General features: G+C 45.5%; 22 protein-coding genes. 6 read left to right on the top strand and 16 right to left on the bottom strand.

Annotation, left to right across the window (positions count from 1 at the left end; all coding sequences use genetic code 11):
* The 13 genes from H6F77_RS05850 to H6F77_RS05790 all read right to left on the bottom strand — a co-directional run.
* On the bottom strand, positions 1–372 hold a 372-nt coding region (locus H6F77_RS05850; protein ID WP_190486253.1), incomplete at its 3' end, for a hypothetical protein.
* A gap of 191 nt (positions 373–563) precedes the next feature.
* Positions 564–974 carry an ATP synthase F1 subunit epsilon gene (atpC, locus tag H6F77_RS05845; RefSeq protein ID WP_190486252.1) on the bottom strand — a complete coding sequence of 137 codons (411 nt, stop codon included), beginning with the start codon at positions 972–974 and terminating at the stop codon, positions 564–566.
* A 93-nt stretch (positions 975–1,067) separates the two neighbouring features.
* Positions 1,068–2,516, bottom strand: coding sequence for a F0F1 ATP synthase subunit beta (atpD, locus tag H6F77_RS05840; RefSeq protein ID WP_190486249.1), 1,449 nt, complete (start codon positions 2,514–2,516; stop codon positions 1,068–1,070).
* A 226-nt stretch (positions 2,517–2,742) separates the two neighbouring features.
* Positions 2,743–3,432, bottom strand: coding sequence for a hypothetical protein (locus tag H6F77_RS05835; protein ID WP_190486247.1), 690 nt, complete (start codon positions 3,430–3,432; stop codon positions 2,743–2,745).
* A gap of 589 nt (positions 3,433–4,021) precedes the next feature.
* Positions 4,022–4,894, bottom strand: coding sequence for a PEP-CTERM sorting domain-containing protein (locus H6F77_RS05830; RefSeq protein ID WP_190486245.1), 873 nt, complete (start codon positions 4,892–4,894; stop codon positions 4,022–4,024).
* A gap of 428 nt (positions 4,895–5,322) precedes the next feature.
* The gene (locus tag H6F77_RS05825; RefSeq protein WP_190486243.1) at positions 5,323–7,257 is read right to left on the bottom strand and encodes a PKD domain-containing protein; all 1,935 of its coding nucleotides are present in this window, start codon (positions 7,255–7,257) and stop codon (positions 5,323–5,325) included.
* 387 nt (positions 7,258–7,644) lie between these two features.
* On the bottom strand, positions 7,645–7,923 hold the full coding sequence (minE, locus tag H6F77_RS05820; protein ID WP_190486241.1) for a cell division topological specificity factor MinE: 279 nt from the start codon (positions 7,921–7,923) through the stop codon (positions 7,645–7,647).
* Between the two features lie 26 nt (positions 7,924–7,949).
* Positions 7,950–8,756, bottom strand: coding sequence for a septum site-determining protein MinD (gene minD / locus H6F77_RS05815; protein ID WP_190486239.1), 807 nt, complete (start codon positions 8,754–8,756; stop codon positions 7,950–7,952).
* Positions 8,757–8,962: 206 nt separating this feature from the next.
* Positions 8,963–9,778: a septum site-determining protein MinC gene (gene minC, locus H6F77_RS05810; protein ID WP_190486237.1), complete on the bottom strand. Its 816-nt coding sequence runs from the start codon at positions 9,776–9,778 to the stop codon at positions 8,963–8,965.
* Positions 9,779–9,868: 90 nt separating this feature from the next.
* The gene (locus H6F77_RS05805; protein ID WP_190486236.1) at positions 9,869–11,188 is read right to left on the bottom strand and encodes a four-carbon acid sugar kinase family protein; all 1,320 of its coding nucleotides are present in this window, start codon (positions 11,186–11,188) and stop codon (positions 9,869–9,871) included.
* A 244-nt stretch (positions 11,189–11,432) separates the two neighbouring features.
* Positions 11,433–11,894 carry a hypothetical protein gene (locus tag H6F77_RS05800; RefSeq protein ID WP_190486234.1) on the bottom strand — a complete coding sequence of 154 codons (462 nt, stop codon included), beginning with the start codon at positions 11,892–11,894 and terminating at the stop codon, positions 11,433–11,435.
* 313 nt (positions 11,895–12,207) lie between these two features.
* Positions 12,208–14,406 (bottom strand): phosphoketolase family protein, encoded by a 2,199-nt coding sequence (locus H6F77_RS05795; protein WP_190486232.1) that lies wholly within the window; start codon positions 14,404–14,406, stop codon positions 12,208–12,210.
* Between the two features lie 319 nt (positions 14,407–14,725).
* On the bottom strand, positions 14,726–15,145 hold the full coding sequence (locus H6F77_RS05790) for an ATP-binding protein (protein WP_190486230.1): 420 nt from the start codon (positions 15,143–15,145) through the stop codon (positions 14,726–14,728).
* A 228-nt stretch (positions 15,146–15,373) separates the two neighbouring features.
* On the opposite strand from H6F77_RS05790, the gene H6F77_RS05785 reads away from it, so the two are divergent.
* Positions 15,374–16,513, top strand: a complete 1,140-nt coding sequence (locus H6F77_RS05785) for a PP2C family protein-serine/threonine phosphatase (RefSeq protein ID WP_190486228.1) — start codon at positions 15,374–15,376, stop codon at positions 16,511–16,513.
* A gap of 105 nt (positions 16,514–16,618) precedes the next feature.
* On the opposite strand, the gene H6F77_RS05780 is transcribed toward H6F77_RS05785, so the two are convergent.
* Entirely contained in the window at positions 16,619–16,945 is a 327-nt protein-coding gene (locus tag H6F77_RS05780; protein ID WP_190486226.1) for an STAS domain-containing protein, read from the bottom strand.
* Positions 16,946–17,421: 476 nt separating this feature from the next.
* Between H6F77_RS05780 and crtO the strand changes: the two genes are divergently transcribed.
* From crtO to H6F77_RS05755, 5 genes are all read left to right on the top strand, one after another.
* Positions 17,422–19,116, top strand: coding sequence for a beta-carotene ketolase CrtO (crtO, locus tag H6F77_RS05775; protein WP_190486224.1), 1,695 nt, complete (start codon positions 17,422–17,424; stop codon positions 19,114–19,116).
* 104 nt (positions 19,117–19,220) lie between these two features.
* The gene (locus H6F77_RS05770) at positions 19,221–19,478 is read left to right on the top strand and encodes a hypothetical protein (RefSeq protein ID WP_190486222.1); all 258 of its coding nucleotides are present in this window, start codon (positions 19,221–19,223) and stop codon (positions 19,476–19,478) included.
* Positions 19,479–19,582: 104 nt separating this feature from the next.
* Positions 19,583–20,689 carry a saccharopine dehydrogenase family protein gene (locus H6F77_RS05765; RefSeq protein WP_190486220.1) on the top strand — a complete coding sequence of 369 codons (1,107 nt, stop codon included), beginning with the start codon at positions 19,583–19,585 and terminating at the stop codon, positions 20,687–20,689.
* A 126-nt stretch (positions 20,690–20,815) separates the two neighbouring features.
* Positions 20,816–21,643, top strand: a complete 828-nt coding sequence (locus H6F77_RS05760; protein WP_190486218.1) for a DUF1206 domain-containing protein — start codon at positions 20,816–20,818, stop codon at positions 21,641–21,643.
* Between the two features lie 144 nt (positions 21,644–21,787).
* Positions 21,788–22,138, top strand: a complete 351-nt coding sequence (locus tag H6F77_RS05755; protein ID WP_190486216.1) for a hypothetical protein — start codon at positions 21,788–21,790, stop codon at positions 22,136–22,138.
* Between the two features lie 110 nt (positions 22,139–22,248).
* Here H6F77_RS05755 and H6F77_RS05750 read toward each other — a convergent pair whose 3' ends face one another.
* Complete coding sequence (locus tag H6F77_RS05750; RefSeq protein WP_190486214.1) at positions 22,249–23,781, bottom strand: thioredoxin-like domain-containing protein; 1,533 nt, start codon at positions 23,779–23,781, stop codon at positions 22,249–22,251.
* 132 nt (positions 23,782–23,913) lie between these two features.
* Positions 23,914–25,845, bottom strand: a complete 1,932-nt coding sequence (locus tag H6F77_RS05745) for a hypothetical protein (RefSeq protein ID WP_190486212.1) — start codon at positions 25,843–25,845, stop codon at positions 23,914–23,916.
* Between the last annotated feature and the right edge of the window lie 300 nt (positions 25,846–26,145).

Here is a 26,145-nt window from a genome sequence, read left to right as displayed (position 1 = left end):
TGGGTCGAGGCAATGCTCACTTCCATTGGCAATAAAAAGCCTTTTTATCAAAGGGGCATGAGAGCTATAACCCTTATCCAACAAGCGCTTTAGCCTCGTTGTCACCCCCTGAAGGTATTGAGTCTTTGATATTTGCAACTGAGCAATGGTTTGTGCCTCTTGGGGTTGTGGCACTTCTAGGGTTGTTTTCTCTTGAGATGCAGCGGGCAGACTAAGAGCAGTAGTGTTGGCGATCGCAGGAGTAGATTTTTTTACACCAGCACTTGCAGAATGAATGCTACCAGCAAGAGCTAAACCAGTTACTAAAGATGCTGTTAACCTCACTAAATTCAAGCTTTGGCGCCCTTGGCGCGGCTTTCTAGGATTTTTCATAATTAGATGCTAGGGAACACTTTCGTTCACCCTAGCATCTACAAAAAGGTATATCCTGTTTCCTTAAATTCAGCGTAATTAATGGGATTTTCCTTACTTATTCATCGTTTAGAGAGCGTAATTTAAATAAAAAACTCCTCCTAGAGTTCTTAGGAGGAGTTTTTATTAGGCTTGGCTTAGTCGTCTTAGACTTAAACCATACCGCCAGCGGCTTGAAACCGGGCACGGGCACGTTTTAGAGCTTGAGTTGCTTGAATTTGCTCCTGACGGTTGCCATTGCTTTGAACTTGATTGAGACGAGTCTCAGCTTCGCTATATTTAGCCCTAGCTTGTTCCTTGTCAATCTTGTCGCCGCGTTCCGCACCATTAACAAGAATCGTCACTTCATCGTTTTCGACTTCAGCAAACCCGCCCATTAGGGCAATGGGCACCCACTCTCTACCTGGACGAACGCGCATAACACCGATATCCAGAGCTGTCAGCATAGGAGCGTGACCTCCAAGGATACCAAGTTGACCAGTTGTGCTGGGTAGAATTACTTCCTCAGCACTCGAATCCCATACAGTTTTGTCGGGAGCTATTACGCGAACAGTTAAAGCCATAAAAGTTGTTAATTGTTACTTGTTCAACGTTGATTGTTTAGCGTTCATGGTTCATTGAAATAAACCATGAACGCTAAATGATGAACAACAGGATTAGCCTTTGAGCTTTTCGCCTTTAGCGATCGCTTCGTCAATACCGCCTACCATGTAGAAGGCTTGTTCTGGCAGAGCATCCAACTGACCAGACAAAATCATCTTGAAGCCCTTGATTGTGTCTTCCAGCTTCACGTACTTACCAGGAGAACCTGTAAACACTTGCGCCACAAAGAACGGCTGCGACAAGAAACGCTCAATCTTCCGGGCACGCGCTACTGCGAGACGGTCATCTTCAGACAACTCATCCAGACCCAAAATAGCGATAATATCCTGGAGTTCTTTATAGCGCTGGAGGATGGCCTGCACTTGACGAGCAACGCCGTAGTGATCGTCACCTACAACTGCTGGTTGCAGCATGGTGGAAGTCGAACCCAGTGGATCTACGGCTGGATAAATACCCTTAGATGCCAACCCGCGAGATAGCACCGTTGTTCCATCCAAGTGAGCAAACGTTGTTGCTGGTGCTGGGTCAGTTAAGTCATCTGCTGGCACGTATACTGCTTGAATCGAAGTAATCGAGCCTTCAGTTGTCGAGGTAATCCGCTCTTGCAAATCTCCCATGTCGGTTGCCAGAGTCGGCTGATATCCCACCGCAGAAGGCATACGACCCAAAAGCGCCGATACTTCAGAACCCGCTTGCACAAACCGGAAGATGTTGTCGATAAATAGCAGCACGTCTTGCTTGCTGACATCACGGAAATATTCAGCCATTGTCAGAGCAGACAATCCCACCCGCATCCTTGCTCCAGGTGGTTCATTCATCTGACCGTAGACGAGGGCAATTTTTGACTCACCGATATTGTCTTCTTTAATGACCCCTGACTCTTTCATTTCGTTGTATAGGTCATTGCCCTCGCGAGTACGCTCGCCCACTCCACCAAACACGGATACACCACCGTGATTGATAGCGATGTTGTTGATCAGCTCCATCATAATGACGGTCTTACCAACACCAGCACCGCCGAACAGACCAATTTTGCCCCCGCGGCGATAAGGAGCCAGTAGATCTAACACCTTGATGCCAGTTTCAAAAACCGAGGGTTTGGTTTCTAAGCTAGTAAACTTGGGAGCGGGGCGGTGGATGGGGAAAGTATCCTCATTATTCACAGGCCCCATATTATCTACGGGTTCGCCAAGAACGTTAAAAATCCGACCCAGAGTGGCAGGACCAACAGGCACTCTAATAGCGTCACCCGTGTCTACCACTTCCATGCCGCGCACTAGGCCATCGGTGGAACTCATGGCAACAGCTCGTACCTGGTTGTCGCCAAGCAGCTGCTGCACTTCGCAGGTTACGGAAACATCCTGTCCGGCTTCGTTCTTACCTTCGATTTTGAGAGCATTATAGATTTTCGGCATCTGGCCGCTGGGAAACTCAGCGTCGATAACGGGGCCGATGATTTTGGTAATGCGACCAGTATTTGTCTTGTCTGTTGTGGCTACCATGCTGCGCCTATGTTGTGAAGCTATGCTTTCAGATGCGGCCGTCGAACTGTTTGACAGTTATAATTGCCATTCTCCAGAGTACCACTGAAAGGACTCGCAAGGGATTCAGGTCGATCCCCAACTAGCTTGGCAGAATCGAACTTCAGCAGCATAAAAAAAGCCCCCTTAATGATTTGAGGGAGCTTTTTTTATGCTGCTTGTTGCAATGAGTCTGTAGGTCGCTACCTTAAGCTTTATGTTGGGGTTTGCGTTGCCGTCTTGAAATGACACCCAAAACACTTAGACTCAGCAAACTTAGTGTGTAATTCGGTTCCGGGACTGACTGGGGCGCAACTGGATCGATGGCACTACCGCTATCTGTATCAGCAATGAATTGCATTTGTCCGGTAAATCCGCTGTTCCATTTAAGGGAGAGGCTGCCAAAAAGATCCCCTATCGATATGTCAATGGGAACCGAGTAAGTGAAGGAACTAGGAGCATTTACACCTGATAAAGGCTGAAAAGTCCAACCGCCACCCGATCCAGGTGTAAAAATCAAATTGCCGTTGTCATCATAACCTAGATCGGTGTTAAAAACTGTATTCCCAGGAATAGCATTGATTGCTAGAGAGGCAATGCTTCTTCCCACGTTACTCAATTTCCAAGGGGAACCAAAGGTATTGCCTGCTTGGGTGAGAGACCAGTTAGTCCCGAATGCTCCTCCCGAATTGGCGTCGTAGACATTTGTAGGATCTGAAGTTGCAGACCAAGTTACGCTTTCAGAGCCTCCACCAAGGAAGTTGGCTGTAACGTTCATTCCAGCCATCATATCCCCGTAAGTTGCAAAACCTGTGAGGGTTGTTGCTTGCGATGGTGCTGCGGCTGTCCCAACGGCGATCGCAGTTGCCCCAACTATACCAACTGAAATTTTTTTCAAGTAAGAGATGCACATAAAACTGACGACCCAAATTTTTTAATGTTGGAGTAGATTGCTGGGAAATTCTCAGGCTGGCCTAGCTATACACCTTTACAGCTATAAGACAACCAGGCATTTGCTAATGACATATTTTTGTCTATATGTTTTACTAACCCCTGTTTGGTTTATCACGTTTATCCCTAGCTATTCATTAATATCATTTTTTCTTAAGGACAAACAACAGAAATTACACCTAGCTTATTGGTGAAGTTTCACTCTGTAGATATGCAATATTACTGAGAGTACTTTTTATCCGTGCCTATGCTTAATAACTTTGGCTTAAAACGGAATTTTGCGGAAAACACACAGAGCTTTAGCCGCTGGTATGGGAGCGTGTTAGATTAGACAAAATTTATGAGCTAAGGCTGTTAGTACTGCTAAGGCATTGATGGATGGGAAGCGATCGCGCTCTCATCTACTTAAAACGCTGATTGGTGAATCGTCCGGTTAATTTACTCCGCCATCCTTTTAATTAACCAGATCCATTAAAAGAGCTGTGTCTTTGAACAGAAGACACAGCTCTTTTAAAGTCAGCGGTGGTTATTAGCGATTAAGGGTTATTCGGGGCAAGGTTGGTGGATTTTTTGCGCTGAAGTAGGGAACTAACGCCTAAAACCCCAAATCCTAATAGACCTAACCCAAACGAAGGTTCGGGCACAGATTTTGGATCTTCTATGGTTGGGTCCTGGCCAACATCAATCAAATCGCCAGCAATTCCCCGTTTAAAATCTAGGTACTGGTCGCCTGGATCTGCATCATGCAATTCGTATGTCACCTGTCCTGAAGAAACTAACGAGTTATAAAAATCCGAAAGTAACCCAGCGTCATTGGTAGAAACCCATGCGGTATCCAATAACTTAGCGCGGAAACCTCCGCCACTGAACCCGTAATCGCCAGCATTTCCTTGGTAGTCGGTATTTTGGGCATTAACAGCGCTCCAATTGCCAAAGTTTAAGCCATTGACTAACAGGCTATTGTCATTCAAATCAAAATTGTCAAACTGGATATATTCATACTGCTGTTTTGCATAATTCCATTCAAGGCCCGAGCTTGATGTGTCGCCATCGTACAGGGTAAACCTGATAGCCGCCTGTTTTAGCCCACCTCCTAACGCGCTGATAATTGATGTATTAAATCCGCTTTGTACTCCAATTGTTATGTTTGGCGCGTCCACTTCAGTCACACCATGAAACAAACTATTTGCTGATAATTGGCTAACAACCCGCGTACCATTAGCACCAATTAAATCTAGTACAATTCCGCCCACTTCACTGACACCAGTAGGTAATAAGCCAGCAGAAGTAGGGGAATTTCTAGTGAACGTACTTGCTTGTGCTGGAGATGCTGTAGTTATTAGGGATAACGAAAGAACAACTAGCGCCGAATTAGGAATTAATTTTTTGAGTAAATTTGAAACACGCATAATTGGTAATTGCTCCCCTTAAGTGAGTGTAGGTTGAAATACTTGTGCGTGGACTCGTGGCAATACGAGCGCTTTTATCGCCCTCTTTGCAAATTTTTCGTAAATAAATGGCCCAAATTCATCGTAATTTTATGAAGTTTATGTAAACTAAAGTAGGAGTACTAAAAATTGCTGAAAGTGCTTCGCCGCTAAAGCGTTGCGCTAGTTTAGCTCGCTCCTTACTCTCAAGATAGTGTTGAAAATAGCGATCGCTCTTCACCCAATCGGGTTAATCACCTGGGTGATTTTAGGGTGATGGGGCAGATTTTTACTGATAATACTTGTGAATCTGCGGAAGTAAATTATAAAAAAAGCTGTGCTTTCTTCCGAAAAACACAGCTGCTAAAAATTTAATTTTTGAACCTCAGTTAAGCTATTAACGCAGCTTTCTAGCGCTTTTTGCGTAACAATAGAGTACTGATACCCAAAACACCCAAAGCCATTACACCAGCACCAGAAGAAGGTTCGGGTACGCTTTCAATCTCGAAATAACGGTAATCAAAGCCACCATCGCCATCAGCGACTCTCAGCGCGACTTTAAATAAACCGCTTGTGTCAAATAGCTTTTGCCCGCTAATGCCAGTAAAGTCATCAAAATCACCGTCATTATCGAAATCCCAATCATAGGCGAGAATATCGTTTATTCCTGGGTCGATAGCAGCTGCGGCAAAATCAAAGAAAGAGCCTTTTGAGACACTTGTAGGTGTAATTAGGCTAGTAATAGTTGGGGCAACGTTTCTAACAGTCAGTATTTTTTCTATGCTATTACTAATAGCATAGTCGTCGTCCACACTTTGTGCCAAAAAGGTAAAAGTACCTTGATTGCCAAACAGGCCGAGGTTGGTTCCCATGTATCTTCCGCCTGATAAGTTGGGATTTATGCCAATACTCTTGCCATTAATGAAAAAGTTAATAGCATCTGCCCCTGGATCGGTTGCCCATAAATCAGCATATATTGACTGCCCTTCATCAATTGTGTCGCTATACAGATCGAAATTGGTAAGTGTAGGAGCGACGTTTCTGACTGTAACTGTTCTGGAGATAGGGTTGCTCAAAGCATAGTCAGTGTCACGGGCAACTGCTGTATAAGTGACAATAGCGTCGTCGTTAAAATTAACAACGTTAGTATTAAGCCCCCTTGTGCCTATCGTGTCAGTTGTATCTATACCTTGGCTGGTGCCATTCACAAAGAAAGTGATGTCATCATACAGGCCTGGATCTGTAGCTAAGAGCGATCCGGATACTGATTGACCTTCATCAATTGCTATATCTGATTCGCTACCGTTAAGTGCGAAACCAGTGAGGGTGGGAGCAACATTCAAAACAGTTAACGTGCGATTCACGACGTTACTTGCGTCGCCTACACTGTCCCTAGCTAAACCTGTCAAGTAGAAGATGCCATTATTGGCATAAGTGCCGAGGTTGACGCTCACCGAACGAGTTCCTGAAGTACGCCCATCAGTGCCAACTAAATTGCCATTAAGCCAGAAGTTGATCGAGTCGGGATTGGGGTCGTTGGCGTACAGCGTCACGGCTGTGGATTGACCCTCATAAATTGTGTTGTCGAAAAATTCTAAATATGGTGGGGTATTGGGTGGCGGCGGTGGTGGTGGTGGTGGCGGTGGCGGTGGCGGTGGCGGTGGCGGTGGTGGTGGTGGCGGTGGTGGCGGTGGTGGTGGTGGTGGCGGTGGTGGTGGTGGTGGCGGTGGCGGTGGTGGATCTTTTGGCTTTACAGGATCGCTAGTTGTACCGCTATCAGTATCTGCTCTGAATACCATTTGGCCCGCAAATCCGTTGTTCCAAGACATGGAGAGAGTGCCAAATAAATCTCCCAAAGAAATGTCAATTGGTACTGAGTACCCGAACCAATCTGGCCCTTTTCCATTTTGGACATCGAATCCCCAACCTCCAGCAGAACCGGGGGTATACTCATTGCCTCGTTTAATGTCAAAAACTGCGTTACCTGGAATTGCATTTATTTCCAGATTTCTAATGCCTCTTCCACCGGAGTTGTTAAATGTCCAGCCTCGGTTTCCATATCTGGGGTTATAGTCGTAAGTATCTCCAAATTGGACTAAAGACCAGCCATTACCGAAGGCTCCACCACCAAAATCTCTTGCTAAATCATTGTTGGTTATCCAAGTTACAGTTTCTGAGTTTCCATCGAAGAAATCAACCTTAACCTGCATACCAGTCATCCAATCACCGTAAGTTTCAAATCCGGTGAGTGTTGTTGATCGTGCGGGTGCAGCAGTTATTCCCAAGGCGATCGCTGTTGCTGTAATTAAACTGCTTGCTAAATTTTTCCCAAGGAAGGTTCTCATGTAATTTGCAGCTGTTACAATCTGAATGTTTGCACCTAAAATTTCATAGCCTGCACCCCTTACAAGCTACTAGGCAGCAGCAAGATAGCGAACCCAAACTTAATGTGTACGTCGCTACTAAAATATTTTGCGTCAGAGTAAAATCTCTGTCTATTTATATAAGTATTTTTACATAAATTTTTTAAAGCTTGTATGCCTAAAGAATAATATTCTTAGCTTGTAATGGTATGAAGCGATACTACCAACCAAGAGGGCTATTGGTTGGCATCATCGTCGGCTACTTTATTAGTTTTTAAATAAAAGCGATCGCGCTGTATCTACTTATCCCAGCACCAGGCGCGATAAAATTCGGTTAAATTAAACCAGAGGGGCTTACCCAAGAGCTAGTTACGACTCAGACTCAACCTTAATCCGTCGTATTGGTAAGTTAGCAATAACTGCTGTAGCCCGCTGGTTGTTTTCTATGGTAAACTCCAACCCCTCTGCATCGAGTTCCACGTAGCGAGAGACTACTTCGAGGATTTCTTGTCGCATCGCCTCCAGCATCTTGGGATTTAGGTCAGCGCGATCGTGGGCGATCACCAGTTGCAGCCGTCGCTTTACTTCCAGGCGGCTGCTGTCAGCACTGGTGCGAGGAAAAAGTCGTTCTAGAAGTTCGCTAATCATAAGTCGCTACAGAGGGCTGGTTAAGATTACATAATCTTAGACCACAACATTTTGCGGATGCGCGAGAAGAAGTTTTCGTTACCACCATCCAGATCGATAAAATCGACTTTCTCCCCTTGCAGGCGTCTAGCAATGTTGTAAAAAGCCATTCCAGGCAGGGAGAGATTATCAGCCAATACTAAGGGTTCGCCTCGGTTAGTAGAAACAATAACCCTTTCGTCATCAGGGACAACACCAATTAGAGGAATAGCCAGAATGTCCTGAACATCTTGTACAGACATCATGTCATTGGCTTGCACCATTGCTGGTCTGAGGCGGTTGACAATTAAGTTAATGCGTTTGATATTTTGTGCTTCCAGTAAGCCAATGACTCTATCCGCATCCCGCACCGCAGCAATTTCTGGCGTTGTGACAATTAGGGCTTCTTGGGCAGCAACGATCGCGTTTTTGAAGCCCATCTCAATTCCGGCTGGACTATCTACCAGAATATACTCGTACATACTAGCTAATTCGTCGATCAGCTGCTTCATCTGCTCTGGGCTAACGGCATCTTTGGTACGGGTTTGGGCTGCTGGTAAAAGTACCAATCCCTGCAAACGTTTATCCTTCACCAAAGCCTGTTCTAACCGACACTCACCCGCAAGAACTTCAACAGCGGTGTAGACAATCCGATTTTCCAACCCCAGCAGCAGATCTAAATTTCTTAGGCCAAAATCTGCATCCACTAGAGCAACGCTTCGCCCGGAACGAGCAAGCGCCATGCCCAAATTAGCAGTAGTGGTGGTTTTGCCCACCCCTCCTTTGCCGGAGGTGATGACGATAATGCGACTCATATTAGAAAGTTCTTGGCTTCAGGTTTTGAGTTTTGAATTGTGGTTTTGAGTATGCTTTTATTGCATTCTGATGTTTGCCCTGGTTTGATTATTGAGTCGAGTTTATCGACTCCCCTAATTAGCACTAATAACTGTTTCTACCGGCTTTTTTTGACTCAGATCCATGCCTTGCGGAATATTGAAACATAACTCAGCAGTTAAAACTTTTAACTCACTGAGTTTGCTAACCCTACCAATAAAGAATTGTTCTTGGCAAAATCAGCAGCAAGGGCAATGCGAATTCCTTCTGGCGTTACATAGGCCACTTCTGGGTAAAACTCAGCGGGTGGCGTTTCTGGTGACCTAGCTACATAATCGGCAATCCTTAGCTGCGTCGGTTCCATTTGTAGCGCCATAATTAGACACTCTGCATTGCCGAATGCACCTGCATGAGCAAACCCACGCAGACGACCCCAGACTAAAATATCGCCTGCTGCCACTACTATGCCGCCTGGGTTCACTTCTCCCAAAATAACTACCGTACCGGGGTGACGAATTTCCACGCCCGATCGGATGGTGGTTTGGAGATACAGGGTGTCTGCTAGCCGTTGAGATGATTGGTCGGGGTTTTTATTAAGAGAAGAAAAAGGGGGAACTTGTTCGACCGAGTAGCCAGCGCCTGCGGCTACAACAGCAGTTTGACGACGGCTGGTGCAGACAAGTTTGAGTTGTAGATGGTTTTCGCCCAAGGTATTGGCGATCGCTTGTAATTGTCGCCCATCTAACAATCGGTCGAAGGCGTGGAGATGTACATCTGTTCCCGGTTGCCAAAAGCGATCGCCTGCACTAAGGCGATGTTTTAGTTGTTCTATAAAGTCATTCCAGCTACTCTTCGCTGGAGTTTCCGCTTCTGTTGGCACAATTAACAGCAGCCGCCCATCATCAATTTTCAAGCGTATTTGCAGGTTAACGCTCACCTCTGGCTGGGCGGGTGCAGGGGCGTCTGTTGACACAGGTAACGGAACGGCAGAATCAGAAGTCATTATGTAACGGGGTCGAGCCAAGGCAAACCGACTAACAATTTATATTAGATGGCGTTGCGACATTGTAACTCAAAGTTGTAGGCTGGGGGCTTACTTTACAGTTAGCCGACGGTAAACGGTTGCCAAAGCATTAGCGTCACCCACATTTCCGGGAAATAGCACAACGGGCAAGTTAGGGAACTGGGGATGATCCTCTGAAGTACGCACCATCGAACAACCAGCTAGAATTTGACCCAGCAGGCTTGCTGATGTCAAAGCTAAACCCGTACTCAACACATCATTAGAGGTAATTCCTCCCTTGCTGATAAGAAACCCGATATCTGCTGGTAAACCGCGCACGACATCCATCAACAAGGCTGAAACGGCTATGCCAAACTCCAAGCGTGTTTGCACATCATCAAAAGCAAGTTCGTGGCGACTGGTATAGACAACTGGTGTTTTACCGTCTTTGTGGGCAGTATTAACGCTTTCAAGAATTTGCTTTAGCAGTGCGTCGCGCTGGCTGGCATGATCGCGTAACCTTGCCACTTCAATTTCAATGCCAACTGTACCAGGTTCTTTTAATAAACTTTCTAACTGCTGGGTTGTCTTCTTGACGTGAGAACCAACAATTACCGCGCCTGGTTTCCCCCCGCGCACGTATTGCGCCATATCTTCGGCGGCGACTGGTTGGGGTGGTAAACCAGCTAAGGCAGTTAAGATACTAGCAGCGCTGCGGAAAAGAAAGCGTTTGCCGTTAGCTGCTGCTTGGAGGATATCGGCGGCAAAATGGTTAAGATCGGCTTGCGTTTCTCCATCAACGACGCCGCATTGGTTGTTTTCCAGATGCATGAGTCGTTCTAAACTACCAGCGCGAATATCTGCTAGTAAAAATCTTTCTACTTGTTCAGCGCTGATGCGACCTTTGGTTTTTTCTTCTACATACTTAGGTAAGTAGCTGTAGTGGTAGCCAAAGACGGAATCGCGGGCAAATTCAGTTTCGTGTACTGGTGTAGGAACCCCGTCGATAATTAGGTAGTGGATGCTATCGCGGGTGATGCGTCCGCCCTCGAAGAAGGCTGGAACTAGGAAATGGGCATCGAAGGGGCCGATTTCTTCAGCAATGACATCGGTTTCGACTGGATAATGTCCGCGTAGGGTAGAGTCAGAACGGCTAACGACGAGGAAATCGCGGACGCTTGAAGAAGCGATCGCTTCTTTCAAGTTATGACAAACTTCTCTAGTAACGGCGGTAGCTTGTTCTGGAGTTAACGACCTTGTATTTGTTAGCACAAAGAAAATCGGCGATTCGTCCGCTAAACCCAGCCGCAGGGTGTCAACATCCCAGCGTGTCAAGAGTAAGCAACTGTGGACTGTTTGCGATCCGGTGGGATCGTCATCGAGGACAATGATTTTGGGTTTGGTGGTCATCTTTCCCTTGAACGCCGATCGCACTATTTTCTCATTTCTTGTTGCCTGCGTTTCCTCGAAAAGTGCGATCGCTGCTAATTTCTCTAGTTTGAAGGTGTGCGATCGCTTCTAAATGTTTGTTTCCCGTAATTATAGAGACTGACTAAGGTCTTGCTGAGATTTATGGCCAAATAGCGATCGCGCCTTTTCTTGCCACTACTTCTATTGTGCCTAAAGAAATAAGCGATCGCGCTTTTCCTTGATTTTAAAATATGGCTGGTGTTGAGCAATTTGTACAACAACTTTTACGCCCATTTTGCAATTTTCTCATTTCCTCTTGTACGTCTACTGCAATCTGTACAGTTTCATTAAGTACTCTTGCCTTTTCGCTAGCCTCTTCGCTGACTTTGAGGGCTGTCAAAGTTACCCAATTATTTACAATTAAATCGGGATTCCTAGAGAGCAATCGCTTATTTTCTCTAAGAATCCTTTCAGTCTTCAAAGCTTTTACCAAGTCCTCTCTTGTAAGTATAAGTTTTTTAACTATTTTATTTCTATTATTTACAGCTTCTATCTCATGACCAAAATAAATTAAATTATCATTTAGGTTTATCAATTTTACAATTTCCTTGTATTCAATAACTTCTTTTAAAAGATTACGCAGATATTTACACTTTATTCCTTCGATAACATACCTTAGAATTAATAGCGTTTCAGGAATTAACAACACTATCCAACTAATCGGGCTAATTAGGTTTGAGTCTAGGGGTATAATTAATGATATTAAACCTAGTACGATTATTAATATAGATGAAGAAGATAGCGCTCCTAATACGGCAACCCTAAAAATACTAGATAATAATTCAAATTTACTTAGGAGACGTTATAAATCTTTTGTTTCATCTAAACCAGTCAGGTGTTTTACTTCTCCCCTAGTAATTTCCAATCCCTGTAAATCAGGGCGCATAGCTGTAGATTTCTGTAATTATTTGCAACCCCACCCAGGAAAACCCAGGCAGGGATATCACATTACATCCAGTTTAATGCAGCAAATCCTGAGCGCGTTTAGTTAACGCCTCAGCAGTCAAACCATTAAACGCCATCAACTCGCCAGCACTAGCAGTCGTTTCACCGCGCTTCCACGCGAAAGTATCGCGCTTGACGTTACTCCGCAGCATGATTGGTTCTAGCATCCCGCTAGCGCCGCCAGTAACGCCAATTAACGCATCGCCACCAAACAATTCGGCAAACTTAGCATCATCCAAAAAGCCGCCGTCTGAGTAGGAACAAGTATCCCAAGCAACATCATTTGCACGATACAAACGCCGAGGATTAACAACAGAGACTATTCTCACGCCAATTTGCTCAGTTTCCAGGTAGGTTGCTGCTTCAAAAACTGGTAGTAGCGTCATGTCGCCAATAACGGCAAACACAACCATCTTGTCACCAGGAATTTCATGCAACACTACTGCACCGTCTTCTAACCCTTGACGACTTTGTTCAAAAGTTGTGCGAATTGGCAACGGAGATTTACTGGAAGTAATCACAATTCCCTTATTCTTTGTAGTCAGTGCCCAGTCATAACAAACTTGGATACTGTTAGCATCGGGTGGGAATAATGGGAATACGTTACCATTCCGCATCATGGCTGCGAAATAAGCTTCAATTTCCGGACGTTGGTGCGTCCATCCGTTGCGACCTTGCTCTAATGCACCCGCAGTGAATAAAGTTACAGTTGAGGGAGTAGGACGGCGTAATTCTGCCATCGCTTGCGTTACTGTCTGCCAAATTGGTAAGCCATTAATCGCAAAAGATTCGTAGGAACACCACAGGGTACGCGCACCCATTAGAGATAAACCAACTGCTAAACCTGCACAAGCATCTTCGCTTAGGGGTTCGTAAACTTGCCCGTTTGGTGCTTGGTTGTAAAGATCATCTGTGGTGGGGTGGATGATCTTAAGCGCTTGGTTAATGTTGGCAATTCCCGATGCTTCGTTGCCGTCAGCGTTGGTTACAATGAAAGCGCGATCGCTCTCTCCCACTTTTCCAACTAAACGCCCCATTGCTGTAGTTGAAACTTTTGCCTCTCCGCCAACAGAAAACTCTTCTAAAGGCAATTTGCCTAAGTCTGGCAAGGGTAATTCAAATTCTGTCACAACTGTCTTAGCCGCAGGTCCACCACCAGCGCGTTCGCAATTTGCCCTCACCAACTGCCACGCTTCAAGCGACAATGCACGCGCTTTTAAAGCATCGATAATATGCTGGCTATCGAGGGTGTCTTTAGGATAAAGGTTGTGAGATTTTGCCCCGCGTGCGTGTACGCCAGCACCTTTCAACTGTTTGATAATAAAGACGGTAAGTTTGCCGCCTAATGCAGATTTAGCCGCTTTATCAACAGCAACTAAAATAGCTTTAGTAAACTCCATCCGCTTTTCCATCGAAAAAGCAGTGCTATCTACATAATCCCCAGGCTGATTTTTATCGTCGAATTCCTTGGCATCGACTAAAATAACTTCTTCAAAGCCATTACCACGCCAATAACTAATCATTTCTTGATTGGTCTTGGTAGACACCATGCTGTGGTGTTCCTGGCTGTAGCCGTTCCACACCAGGATGGGTAAGAAGTTCGTCACGCTGGGATAAGCGGTATGGAAGTGTGCCATACTGCTCATCGGATAAGGTTCGCCCATACCACCGTCGCCGAGGGTGAAGGGGAAGAGTTTGTCGCGGTGGAGTAAAGCAGCAGCCATTGCGAAGTGTTGGCCTTGTCCCAAGGGGCCAGCGGGGGCTAGAATGCCGGGGATGTAGCCGGAAAGGTGTCCTAAGAGTCCGTGCTTTTCCCGGAAGCGATCGCGCAACTGTTGGACTGTATTTATCCCCATGTCCTCCAAAGAACGATCGAGGAACATGGCGCTATAAAAGCCTGGGGCGTGATGTCCGACTTCTGTAAGGATATTTTTGTAACCCAGCATTACTAAAGAAGCGTAAGCTTCAGCTTGGCTGGCAAATCCACCAGGGTGCCCGGAAGCTTTACTGCCTGTGACTTGTAGGGTTAGATAGCGCAATGCGTCAGCAGCTAGCAAGGTCTGAAAGACAGCCGCAGGATCTGAGGGATCTGCGATCGCTGTTTTTCCATCTTCAATTACCGACGATTTTCCATAAGTCTCGAAACCAGGTAGCGCTTCGCCAAAATACTGAATACCTTCGCAAAAAGCAGGTTTTTGAGTAACAACGGTCATAATGTCAGATACCTCTTGAAAAATAACTGCCCCTGCGTCGGGCAAGCATCAATAGGTTGATCGTACAGTGTGACTGGTTGCGAATTCTGCTATATGGCTGCGATCGCGCCATTGGAAACTTTCATCAATTGATTCAAGATTCCTTAACTTATATTTGCTATCTATTGAGTAATAGTACTAGCCTGCTTTTGGAGTCGTGGCTTAGGGCTGTTTAACAGTTAGGGATTTGATAGTAGTAGGCGATCGCGCCAACCACCAGCAAGCGCGATCGCGTGTTATCATAGCCGCCACCCACCTTCGCCAAGATTTAGCTGGCTTCTCAATAATGTTTCACAATCAACAGGCAGTTACGCTGGTCATTAGTACGGGTATAACTCAGCTGATCTGCAATTTTGTGCAATATGGCTATACCGCGCCCGCTTCCTGCCGTCTCATCTGGAGTTTCGCACAAAATTTTAATCCGCCCTTCTAAATCAAATGGTGGCCCAGAATCCCAAATCCGTATTTCCAAGCATTCTGGGAACAGAGTGACTTCAATACCAATCAAAACGTCCGAAGCCAGACCCTTGTGTGCGTGGCGAACAGCGTTAGTAAAACCCTCAGCCAAGGCTAATTGGCACTGTAACCAAACTTTTAGGGGAATAGATGGGTGATTTAGCTCTTCAAACCACGATAGAACATCGTCTAACTTGTGGAGGTCAGACGGAAATTGCAAAAAAGTTTTTTTAAGTGGTTTCAACTGTTCGCAGCCTTTTCAATCAACGACACTCAACCATTTCAGCAACTTGCACCGATGCTATCTCAGACCTTAAGTGTAGCCGAAAGTAACGGTTGCTATAGCATTGACTAACACAGCAAGTGGCTCGTGCTAATTTCTGATTAGACTATAATCAACCGCGTCCAGGGTGTCATCAGTGTCTTGTTATATTGTCCTCTAATCTTTAGCTAGTAGTAGTCTTTTTCTTCCATGCTTCAAATTTTAATTATTGACGATGATCCTGCCATTCAGATGTTGCTGAAAAGAACACTTCATAACGCAGGCTATGAAGTGACAGTCGCCAGCGATGGTGAAATGGGCTTGACACAGGCAAAACAGTTACGTCCGGCAATGGTAATTTGCGATTGGATCATGCCCCGCATGAACGGGCTGGAAGTGTGTCGCAATGTTAAGGATACTCCAGAACTTTCCACCACTTTTTTTGTTTTGCTGACCTCGCTGGGATCGATTGAGGATCGGATTAAGGGGTTGGATGCGGGTGCAGATGATTTCTTGTGCAAGCCCATCGAGATGTCTGAATTGAAGGCAAAAGTGCGGGCGGGGATGCGCTTGCATCAACTGGGTCGTGACTTGCAAATCCAAAAACAACTTTTGGAAGCAGAATTAGCCGAGGCAGCTGATTATGTTTGTTCTATCCTCCCACCGCCAATGACAGAGCCTCCTGTAACAATCGACTCGCGGTTTATACCCTCCCGACAACTAGGGGGCGATGGCTTTGACTACTACTGGCTAGATCGAGATCATTTAGCTATATATCTGCTGGATGTAGCCGGACATGGTTTGCGGGCAGCGTTACCCTCTATTTCTGTAATGAATTTGCTTAAGAGTAAAGCGCTGGGCAAAATTGATTACTATCAACCCAGCGATGTCCTCAAAGGCTTGAATCAAACATTCCAAATGACTAACCGCAATGATAAGTATTTCACAGCTTGGTACGGCGTTTATAATCCAGTCAAGCGTACCCTGGTTTATTCAAGCGGTGGCCACCCCCCGGCAGTTTTGATTTCTGGAAAATCAGCAGCAACCACTCAAGTAAAACGGCTGAAAACCCCAGGTTTACCTATTGGGATGTTTCCAGATACTGAATATAGGGATGAACTGTGCCAAGTTGATAGCTTTAGCACTCTCTACATATTCAGCGATGGCATTTATGAAATTAATCAACCCGATGATGTAATTTGGGGCCTGGATGCCTTTATCGAGTTGCTAGCAGGTTGTAGAAATACCGCTGGCAGCAATATAGAGACAATATTGCATTCTGTGCAAGCGGTAAATCCTAAAGACTATTTTGATGATGATTTGTCTTTATTGGAAATTAACTTTAGCTGACCAATTCTCTGCACTCTCCTTAAAGTAATAAAATAGCCAACTTTTTAATCTTGCCTCTTGCCTTGATTGATAATTGCTGGCCATTTTTTTTGCTTATTACACGCATTAGTTGGCTGAAAGTATTGCATTATTAAATGCATCTCGGTTGGCATAGATTTCAAAGACGCGATCCATGCTGGTCAGTTCAAACAACATTTTTACTTGCTCGTTGATCGAGCAGATAAAAAGCTTTCCACCAGCAGCGCGGACAGTTTTTAAAGCCAGCACTAGCGCTCCTAAACCAGAACTGTCCATAAAAGTCACGTCTTTTAAATCAATCAGCACAATGTTGGCACCATTGTCAACTAAATTGCTAATTTCTTGGCGAAATTGACCCGCCTTAGTGCCGTCTAAAATTCCAGAAGGTTGAACAATTTTTACAACAGGACTCATTCCTTTAGCTCCTGCGAGTCAAATTTCGATGAAATTCAATTTGTGTGTCTGCCAACAGGGGGACGGGATTTAGTTGAACATGGTGAAATACGCTCAACATTTAAGCCCCTCTGCGTGCGTAATGTCAGTTTAGCCTGATTTTACTGTACGCTGCGTTACTAGCCTTTATTTGATCGCTTAATCAACCCCCCTTGCCGGATGGTTGCTGCTTCGTGCTAGTGCCAACATAATTAAAAAATTTTACATATACCCCCCGATGCCGTTAGCGTTACACAAACAATATGCGTGCCCCCTAGCCTTTAACAATATATGTATAAATGGCTGCTGGTGAAATATGTCAAATCGCACCTATTCGCAACTTTAGTATTAAACCAGTTGTCTCCACCCATCGATGTATTCCCCGTGATATAGGCTTTACACTTGTTTACTTTTTTACAATCGGGGGAGAGATACTGATTCTGGAAAATTATCCGTTTATGGAAGCATACGATGTCGTGATTATAGGTGCTGGCCACAACGGGCTGGTCTGCGCCTCTTATCTGCTTAAAGCTGGTTATAGCGTTTTACTACTGGAAAAGCGTTCTGTACCTGGAGGCGCGGCAACAACAGAAGAATCGCTACCCGAAGAAGCGCCTGGTTTTAAATTTAATCTTTGCGCCATCGATCACGAATTTATCCACTTGGGGCCAGTAGAACAGGAATTGGAACTGCACAAGTATGGCCTGGAATACCTCCAGTGCGATCCGGTTGTCTTTTGTCCCCACCCTGATGGCAAATACTTTTTAGGCCACAAATCAGTAGAAAAGACCTGTGCAGAAATTGCACGTTACAGCGAGAGAGACGCCAAAAAATACGCAGAATACACTGATTTCTGGCTGCGGGCTCTTGGAGCAATGATCCCCATGTTCAACGCCCCCCCAAAATCGATAATAGACATAGCTGGCAACTACGATTTTAAAAAGCTAAAAGATTTATTTTCCGTAATCGGTGGCCCGGATAAGACTCTAGACTTCATTCGCACCATGCTGACCAGCGCTGAGGACATCCTCAACGAGTGGTTTGATTCAGAATTTCTCAAAGCGCCCCTTGCAAGGTTATCAGCCGAACTCGGTGCCCCTCCTTCACAAAAAACTATTGCCGTCGGTTCGATTATGATGGCTATGCGCCATCGTCCTGGCATGGCTAGACCTCGTGGCGGAACGGGCGCACTGGTTCAATCTTTGCTCAATTTAGTGAAAAGTCACGGTGGGGTAGTTTTAACAGACCAGCACGTTGAAAAAATATTAATTGATGACGGTCGCGCAGTAGGAGTCAGGGTTCGCGGCGGTACTGAGTATCGGGCGAACAAGGGTGTTATCTCGAACATTGATGCCAAACGGGTGTTTCTGCAACTGATGGACGAAGCCGAAGTCAATGATGCTGACCCTAATTTGCGAGAAAGATTAGAGCGTCGCATTGTTAACAACAATGAAACAATCCTAAAAATAGACCTAGCTCTCAACGAACCGCTGCGCTTTGATCACCATAATCACCAGGATGAGTATCTGATTGGCTCTGTTCTAATTGCCGATTCAGTCAGACACGTTGAAAAAGCTCATAGCGATTGTAGTCTTGGCAAAATTCCTGATGACGACCCCTCAATGTATGTGGTTATGCCTACAAGGCTCGATCCTTCAATGGCTCCGGAAGGCAAACATACACTTTGGATTGAATTTTTTGCTCCCTATCAAATTGCTGGTGCAGAAGGTACGGGTCTAAAAGGTACTGGCTGGACAGATGAACTGAAGAACAAAGTTGCGGATCGCGTGATTGACAAAATCGCAGATTATTCACCTAATATTAAAAACTCGATTATTGCCCGTCGAGTAGAAAGCCCAGCGGAACTCGGAGAACGTTTGGGAGCTTACAAAGGGAACTACTACCACATCGATATGACGCTAGATCAGATGGTATTTTTCCGTCCTTTGCCAGAACTAGCTAATTACAAAACTCCTATTGATGGGCTGTTTCTTACAGGAGCGGGAACTCATCCAGGTGGCTCAATTTCTGGTATGCCAGGACGTAACTGCGCTCGCATCTTCCTACACGCACAGCAGCCAATTGCTCAGACACTTAAAGAAGCGGGGAACTCTATCAAATCGACTGTAGAGTCTGTGTTTAAGATTTCTTAAGTGTCAGGACAAAGGTTCGAGGCGCTCAATTCATGGTTCATTGTTGATGGCCATAAACTATGAACCATAAACATGAACCACGTTCAAATATAGAGGAGTTGTAAATGGTGGGACAAATGTGCTGGTTATCTATGTCGGGAAATGAGGGAGAGAAAATACTACATTTACGAAATTTTCCTAATGAGGCGTGGCAACCATACACAGCATTTCCTCTACTGGCTGCAAAAGACTATCTAGATAATGATGGTTCTAGGGGTTGGGCAACATACCAGAAATTACAGCGTCAGGGGTGGAAGTTGATCGCAAGTAATAGCCAAAGAAGTCTTAACAACCAGAGTTATTTGATAACAAGCAACTCTTAACCAAAAAGCTTGCAATATAGTAATGAGAATTTAAGATTATTGGTAAATCTAAATTCTCAAGTTTAAGTTTTCAAGTATACCGTTAGTGTTTAAATAGCGATCGCATGACTGATAAAGTTTTAATCCTGGGAGGGAGTGGCCGAGTTGGCAGTTGTGTGGCGGCAGATCTCGCCAATCACACTGAAGCGGAAATTACTATTACTGGCCGCCACCTAGCGTCTAGCCAATTAATTAGCGATCGGCTGGGTTCTCAAGTACAGTTTCAAGTTTTGGATTTAGCAGAAACAGAAAAGCTTGAGGATGCGATCGCTTCTTCTAATCTTGTTATTCACTGCGCTGGCCCGTTTCACTACCGCGACGCTAACGTACTGAGAACTTGCATTCAAAAAGGCGTTAATTATCTCGATGTCAGCGATCATCCCTCATTTACTCGCAAAGCTGTAGCTAGCCGCGATGATGCCATAGCAGCAGGTGTCACCGCTATTGTTAATACGGGAATTTTTCCTGGGATTTCTAACAGCATGGTGCGTCACGACGTTGAACAATTTGATGAGCCAGAACGCATACATCTAAGCTATGTTGTAGCTGGTTCGGGTGGCGCTGGTATTACCGTAATGCGAACTACATTTTTGGGCTTGCAACGTCCGTTTGAAGCCTGGATAGATGGGAAATGGCAGATGGTAAAACCCTATAGCAATCGCGAAACTATTGCCTTCCCTGCTCCTTACAATCGGCTAGGCGTATACTGGTTTGATATGCCAGAAGCTTTCACTCTAGCTGAAACATTTCCTGTCAAAACTGTTATCACTAAATTCGGCACGCTTCCTGATTTCTACAACCATCTCACCTGGAGCGTTTCACATTGGTGGCCCGCAAGCTGGCTTCGCAATCCCAACGTCATAGAATTCTTAGCCCACGTCAGCCATCGCATGACTCGCGTTACCGACAAGTTTACCGGAATTGGAGTAGCAATTCGTTCTGAAGTTACTGGCCGTAAAAATGGAAATGTAGCTCGTTATTGTTCAACTTTAGTACATGAAAATACAGCTGTAGCAGCTGGAATTGGTACTGGCAGTCTTGCCCAACTGCTGCTTGATGGTAAACTCAAAAAACCAGGTGTATGGCCTCTTGAACAAGCACTGCCAACAGACTTATTTGAACAAACGATGCAAAGTCGTGGAGTTAAAATTCAACGGGGATGGATGCCTTAAGTTAATTTTTTAAGTAATGTTAAATCAAAGTGATTAGGTAGTTAGGTAGATGTGTTTATAGGCTAAAGCGTAGTAGAAAAAGGTATGGCTGTATAAATTAATGATAGCCAAGCCGAGGCTCTACAAATGCACACAAAAGCAAAAGACACCCTAACTGGCAGTTCATCTGTATGGATCGAACGACTGGCGCGGTTGGGCTATGCGGCTAAGGGCGTAGTTTATGCAGTTGTCGGCGTGCTAGCGGCAATGGCAGCCTTTGGTACAGGTGGCAGAACAACTGATACAAACGGTGCTTTAGTGACAATTGTGGCACAGCCGTTTGGGAAATTCTTACTGGGTTTAGTTGCCGTCGGGCTAGCTGGTTATGTTTTATGGTGTTTTGTGCAGGCGATCGCTGACGCTGAGAACAAAGGATCTGACGCCAAAGGCATAGCTCAGCGTCTTGGCTACGCAGGTAGCGGCATTGTTTATGCAGGTTTGGCTCTGAATGCCGTTCAGATCGTTCGAGGTGTTGGCGGTGGTGGCGGTAGCAATGGCTCCCAAGACTGGACAGCGCGGGTGCTAGCACAGCCGTTCGGTCAATGGCTGGTAGGTATTGCTGGTGTGGCAGTCATCGGGATGGGCTTTTATCAGTTCTACGAAGCTTATAAAGCTAAATTCCGCAGAAAAATAAAAATGAACCAGATGAGTGATTCTGAAAAGAAATGGGCGCTCTATAGCGGCAGATGTGGGATCGCGGCTAGAGGAGTTGTATTCAGTATCATTGGCATCTTTTTGATTCAAGCCGCACATAACTCTGACGCAAACAGAGCTATAGGATTAGCTGGTGCGCTAGAAGCGCTGGCACAACAGCCTTATGGGTCGTTAATTTTAGGAATCGTTGCGCTTGGGCTGATAGCTTATGGTATTTATAATTTGGTCTTAGCGCGATATCGGCAAATTTCTACTTTGTAAAAAAGCTAGTGCTATTAAGAAAGTGGTTGTAATTTAGTAGCGATCGCCATTAATAAATCAGCCTTTAGAGTTTTGCCAGGGAAATTGGTATTTATATATACTGGCGTTTACAAACTATTAGCAAATAAAAATAGGAGGCATGATATGCAGGCAATTTTTTCCGCACTAGGTCAAGCATTCCGTAAAAGCATCTTAGCTTTATGTCTGATTACTTTAATTAGCACCGCAAGTGCATTAGTTTTAGTACAGCAGCCCAGCTATGCGCTCACTCCAGAAGAAAAAATCGATCGCGCCTACGAATATAGCGAAGCTACTGGTTTAAGAGAAGAAGATAGACAAAAAGATTACCTAGAGGAAGTAGGGAAAGCTCAGCAGGTGGATAGTGTAGATAAGGTATACCAAGATACCGTAAAAGCTAATCAAAAAGAAAAGTCTGGTTTTAGCATAATAGAACAAGCCAAAGGCTTAATTGAAAAGGTGACGGGCAAGGACTAGCAGGTAGTTGTGGGATGGCCAATTCCCATCTAAGTTGCTTCTATAAATAAAAGGCGATCGCTCTATTAATTGCTAGGAGCGATCGCCTTTATTTTATTTGCAGTGCAAAATTATAAACTAGCTGGTACGCAAACATCTGGGGCGCACAAACCAGACAACTCCAGTCCAGTTATCTTCATAGTCGCCAAATCTACACGGCGAATCGCATGGTTATTAGTATCGGCAATATATAGATGAGAATTCAGGGCGCTCAAACCAGATGGCTCATATAAGCGCGATCGCATACCCTCACCATCCTGATAACCCGGTGTTCCATCTCCCAGAACAGTTTTGCAACTGCTGGTATTTAGATCAATTTGCTTGATTTTGTGGTTATAAGTATCAGCAACCCAAAGGAGACCTTGGGCATACTCGACCCCAAGACAATGCTGGAGTCGCACGTCGAAACCTTCGCTATCAATGTCTCCAAAACCAAATAACTCGCCGCTACCTACTACTGTGCGTACTTGTGCCTTATCACCCAGTCCGACAGCGCGAATCGTGCTGACTTCACTATCAGCAACAAATAATTCTTGACCATCAGTAGTAATGCCGCTAGGTTGGGCAAAAGCACAGCTGGCGATCGCGTCATTTATACAAGCTTCTTGTCCCGTCCCCGCATAAGTTCTAACTTTGCCCGTTTCCAGTTCCATTTCCCAAATTTGGTGCGGGCCAGCCATAGCTATAAACAAGCTATTTCCCACTTTTTCCAAATCCCAAGGAGAATTTAGCAGTGTCTCTAAACCAACGCCGCTATGGCGAGCAATCTGACGACTTTGCTCGCCAGTTCCAGCAATTGTTTTAACTTTCTGAGTTTTGAAGTCAACCTGACGCAAAGCGTGGTTTTCAGTATCCGCAACGTAAAGAATTTGAGTTTCTATATCAAATGCCATTCCCTGCGGTGCAAAAAACTGCGCTTCTGTAAAAGAACCGTCGGCTAATCCAGGTTTGCCAGTACCGATTAGGTGTAGCACCTCCCCGGTTGTGGTAGTTACAACAATGCGGTGATGACCCGAATCAGCAATGAACAGCCAATCTTCATTACTAGCAGTATTAGTAGCCAACACCTTACCCGGAAACGCCAGCGGTGTTAATAAAGGCTGACGTTGTTTTTCTAATTTGAGGCTTATTTCTCGGAAATTAATGGTTCCTTTGTCTTTGTGTTGGCCAATCAACTTTTCAATCAGCTGATCTAAAGCATCACGGTTGCCTTCACCCGATACATAGCCGATGACGTAGCCCTCTGGGTCAATCAACATCAATGTAGGCCATGCCCGAACAGCGTACTCCTCCCAAACGTTAAAGTTACTGTCAACTAGCACGGGATGCTCGATATCGTAGCGCAGGATAGCCTGACGGATGTTGTCAACTTCTCGCTCGTTTACAAATTTAGCTGAGTGGACGCCAATCACCGTGAGGCTATCTTTATATTTTTGTTCGAGGTACTTCAGATCGGGCAGAACGTGCAGGCAGTTAATGCAGCAGTAAGTCCAGAAGTCCAGGATTACCACTCGTCCTTTGAGTTCTTTGATCGACAAAGGGCGGTCTGTATTTAACCAAGGTTGGTTTTGAGGGAGTTCTGGCGCTCTAACACGGGGAGTCATAGTGTCTCCTTACTGGGTGCGACCGAGAAAGCTAGCAATAGCAACTAATAGCGATCGCTAGCTTTACACTTCTTTAGATTAGCGAACTTACGGCATTGCTTCTTCAACTCAAGCCACATCTACCTTAATCGCTTATTCTTCCACCTCCGGTGTTTTCGTCGCTGGCGCTACTTTCTTTAGATACCGGCTGGGAATACCTGATTCAGCCGACGGCGAAAGAATCGGAACTGTAGGGGTAGCAGTGGTAGGAACTAATAATTCTTTCTCAGCCGCCGATTCGTTATTAGGCGTTGGGGTCAGGGTAGGGACGGGTGTCGCCTTACCAGCGCCGGAAGGCGGAACAAGCTCCAACAATCCGTTTGATGTTTGTGTTTCTGGCTCTAATGGGGTTGGTTCCGCTGTTACGCTTGGAGCTGGCGATACTTCTATTTGGGGCGTTTCCTCTTGTTTAGGAATCTCTAACTTAGGAGCTACGGGTTGCTCTGAAGGAGTTTGGATTATCTCTGGTAGCGTTGGCGGCAAGCTAGGAACTGCTTCTGGTGAAGGAGATTCAATTATGTTTGTTGGTTCTGGCGCCAAGCTGGGAGATGGGGTAGCTTGAGTAGCGCTTGGACGCCGGAAGCGATTAAAGAACCCGCCCGATTTTGGCTTTTCTTTTTGTTTAGTTTGGGTTGGTATGGGTGCAGCAGGTGGGGTTATCGGTTCCACTTGCGTAGCTGGCAACGCCTCTGGTTGAGGAACTGTTTCCTCTGTAGGCGATGGGGTGGTTTCAACTGTTGGGCTTGAAATTTTTGATGGCTCTGGTTCTAGACTCTCCTCTGGTTGAGGTGCTTGTTCTTCTGGTAAAGGTGATGAAGTTGGTGTTTCTATAACCTCTGGTGTTGCGGGTAACGCGGGCGCTGGGCTGGACTCACCACCAGTTTGACGCCGGAAGCGATTAAAGAAACCACCTGGTTTGGGTTTTTCTGATTGTTTGGTTTCTGTGGGTACAGGTTCAGCGGGTTTTGCTGGCTCGATTTCAGTTGGTGGGGGTGTTTCTTCAACTGGAGGAGCCGTTGTCGGAGTTGGAGCGATCGCGGGTGTTTCTTCCGATCGAGGGGTAGGGGTCTGTTCTGGAATCGGTTTGTAGTTGGCGTCTACAATTCCCCGAGCTTGTTCAGCGGAGATGTCGCCGCGCACGAGTTTAGAAAGGGTGTCTTTACCGTTGGGTTCGTAGGTAATCACCCTTGCTGTGTTGTTAAAGACGTTGTTGAGCGGGTTTCCTTGTTCGTCTATGTACTCCAGTTGCACCCAGTTTTTCCCTGGTTTAAACCCTTTGAGATAAATTGGCTGCCACTTTTCGAGGACAAAGCTTTGGCCGTTGACTGTAGCGCGAATTCGCCAGTCCGCTATGTCGTCTGAGGAATTTTCTTGGGCTACTAAGTGCAGCGGGGCATTGGTGAGATAGAAGTCGAGCATTATAGGCTCGGCTCCATAGCTACCTGTGGGACGGCTGTAGGTTAATAGGGGTTGGCTGGAATTAGGGTTGTTTTCTGGTGTTTTGGTGAAGATGTGAAATGTGGTTTGGGCATAAGCACCTTCGTTCTTGAAGCTTTCATGCCAAGGACGGGAGGCAAATACACGTAAGGTGTGGGTTCCAGGGGATAAATCTTTAAAAGTTAGGGGCTGGTTGAGGTCATACACCGCTTGGTAGGGCTGGTTGTCTAGGATGAGGTGTAGATGAGACCCTAGCCCGAGTTCTGGGTTTTTGAATATGGGGAGATCTTGAACCTGCAAGCGCACCTCTACTGCGTTATCTTGCAGAACTTCATCTGCCTGCGGACTGAGAATGCTGACTTGAGGTTTGTAAACATCCAGAGCGGGGCGCAGTTGTTGAATCACCTCTGGCGGAGATACTTCTGATATTGGTCCTGCTAGCTGGTTTTTGGAAGCTCCAGAAGGGGTGGAGTTACCTGCTGTGGGGGCGCGATCGCCACAACCCACCATGCTAAAGACCAAAACTGCTGCCATCAGGAATGAAACTAGCGCTTTCATAGGCTTCCACTGGCTATTTATGCCCAACACGCAATTCTCTCCTAAGCGATTGACATTAAATATTGACGAAGGTTGTCCATACGGAACTATAGCGGAAAAGCACGAGCCTCCCCGTATTCACTAGCGGCAATTTCCGTACAAAGCTAATGTAACGATCCTAAAAAGGCGATCGCCAGTTGCCGCAGTTATAGATATGGGGAGACAGATAAATAATATTAACGGTTAAAAAGTCAAGAATTATTGCTTTTGCTTGTTTGTATTTTAAATTATGCCACCGCTAGCCTATTAGCTCTCAATTAAAGTTTCTGTTTGACTTCTGGCGTTTTTACC

The sequence above is a fragment of the Microcoleus sp. FACHB-831 genome, from assembly GCF_014695585.1.
In the GTDB taxonomy this organism is placed as follows: Bacteria; Cyanobacteriota; Cyanobacteriia; order Cyanobacteriales; family FACHB-T130; genus FACHB-831.
Note: the sequence above shows the minus strand (reverse complement) of the source record. Positions and strands in the feature narration are given on the sequence as shown.

What these genes read in the sequence shown, in the direction of transcription:
- H6F77_RS05825 (WP_190486243.1), bottom strand. Translation starts at nt 7,257, where the DNA reads ATGAGAACCTTCCTTGGGAAAAATTTAGCAAGCAGTTTAATTACAGCA.
- crtO (WP_190486224.1), top strand. Translation starts at nt 17,422, where the DNA reads ATGGAAGCATACGATGTCGTGATTATAGGTGCTGGCCACAACGGGCTG.
- H6F77_RS05750 (WP_190486214.1), bottom strand. Translation starts at nt 23,781, where the DNA reads ATGACTCCCCGTGTTAGAGCGCCAGAACTCCCTCAAAACCAACCTTGG.
- H6F77_RS05795 (WP_190486232.1), bottom strand. Translation starts at nt 14,406, where the DNA reads ATGACCGTTGTTACTCAAAAACCTGCTTTTTGCGAAGGTATTCAGTAT.
- atpC (WP_190486252.1), bottom strand. Translation starts at nt 974, where the DNA reads ATGGCTTTAACTGTTCGCGTAATAGCTCCCGACAAAACTGTATGGGAT.
- H6F77_RS05830 (WP_190486245.1), bottom strand. Translation starts at nt 4,894, where the DNA reads ATGCGTGTTTCAAATTTACTCAAAAAATTAATTCCTAATTCGGCGCTA.
- minE (WP_190486241.1), bottom strand. Translation starts at nt 7,923, where the DNA reads ATGATTAGCGAACTTCTAGAACGACTTTTTCCTCGCACCAGTGCTGAC.
- H6F77_RS05755 (WP_190486216.1), top strand. Translation starts at nt 21,788, where the DNA reads ATGCAGGCAATTTTTTCCGCACTAGGTCAAGCATTCCGTAAAAGCATC.
- H6F77_RS05760 (WP_190486218.1), top strand. Translation starts at nt 20,816, where the DNA reads ATGCACACAAAAGCAAAAGACACCCTAACTGGCAGTTCATCTGTATGG.
- H6F77_RS05765 (WP_190486220.1), top strand. Translation starts at nt 19,583, where the DNA reads ATGACTGATAAAGTTTTAATCCTGGGAGGGAGTGGCCGAGTTGGCAGT.
- atpD (WP_190486249.1), bottom strand. Translation starts at nt 2,516, where the DNA reads ATGGTAGCCACAACAGACAAGACAAATACTGGTCGCATTACCAAAATC.
- minC (WP_190486237.1), bottom strand. Translation starts at nt 9,778, where the DNA reads ATGACTTCTGATTCTGCCGTTCCGTTACCTGTGTCAACAGACGCCCCT.
- H6F77_RS05785 (WP_190486228.1), top strand. Translation starts at nt 15,374, where the DNA reads ATGCTTCAAATTTTAATTATTGACGATGATCCTGCCATTCAGATGTTG.
- H6F77_RS05770 (WP_190486222.1), top strand. Translation starts at nt 19,221, where the DNA reads ATGGTGGGACAAATGTGCTGGTTATCTATGTCGGGAAATGAGGGAGAG.
- H6F77_RS05780 (WP_190486226.1), bottom strand. Translation starts at nt 16,945, where the DNA reads ATGAGTCCTGTTGTAAAAATTGTTCAACCTTCTGGAATTTTAGACGGC.
- H6F77_RS05805 (WP_190486236.1), bottom strand. Translation starts at nt 11,188, where the DNA reads ATGACCACCAAACCCAAAATCATTGTCCTCGATGACGATCCCACCGGA.
- minD (WP_190486239.1), bottom strand. Translation starts at nt 8,756, where the DNA reads ATGAGTCGCATTATCGTCATCACCTCCGGCAAAGGAGGGGTGGGCAAA.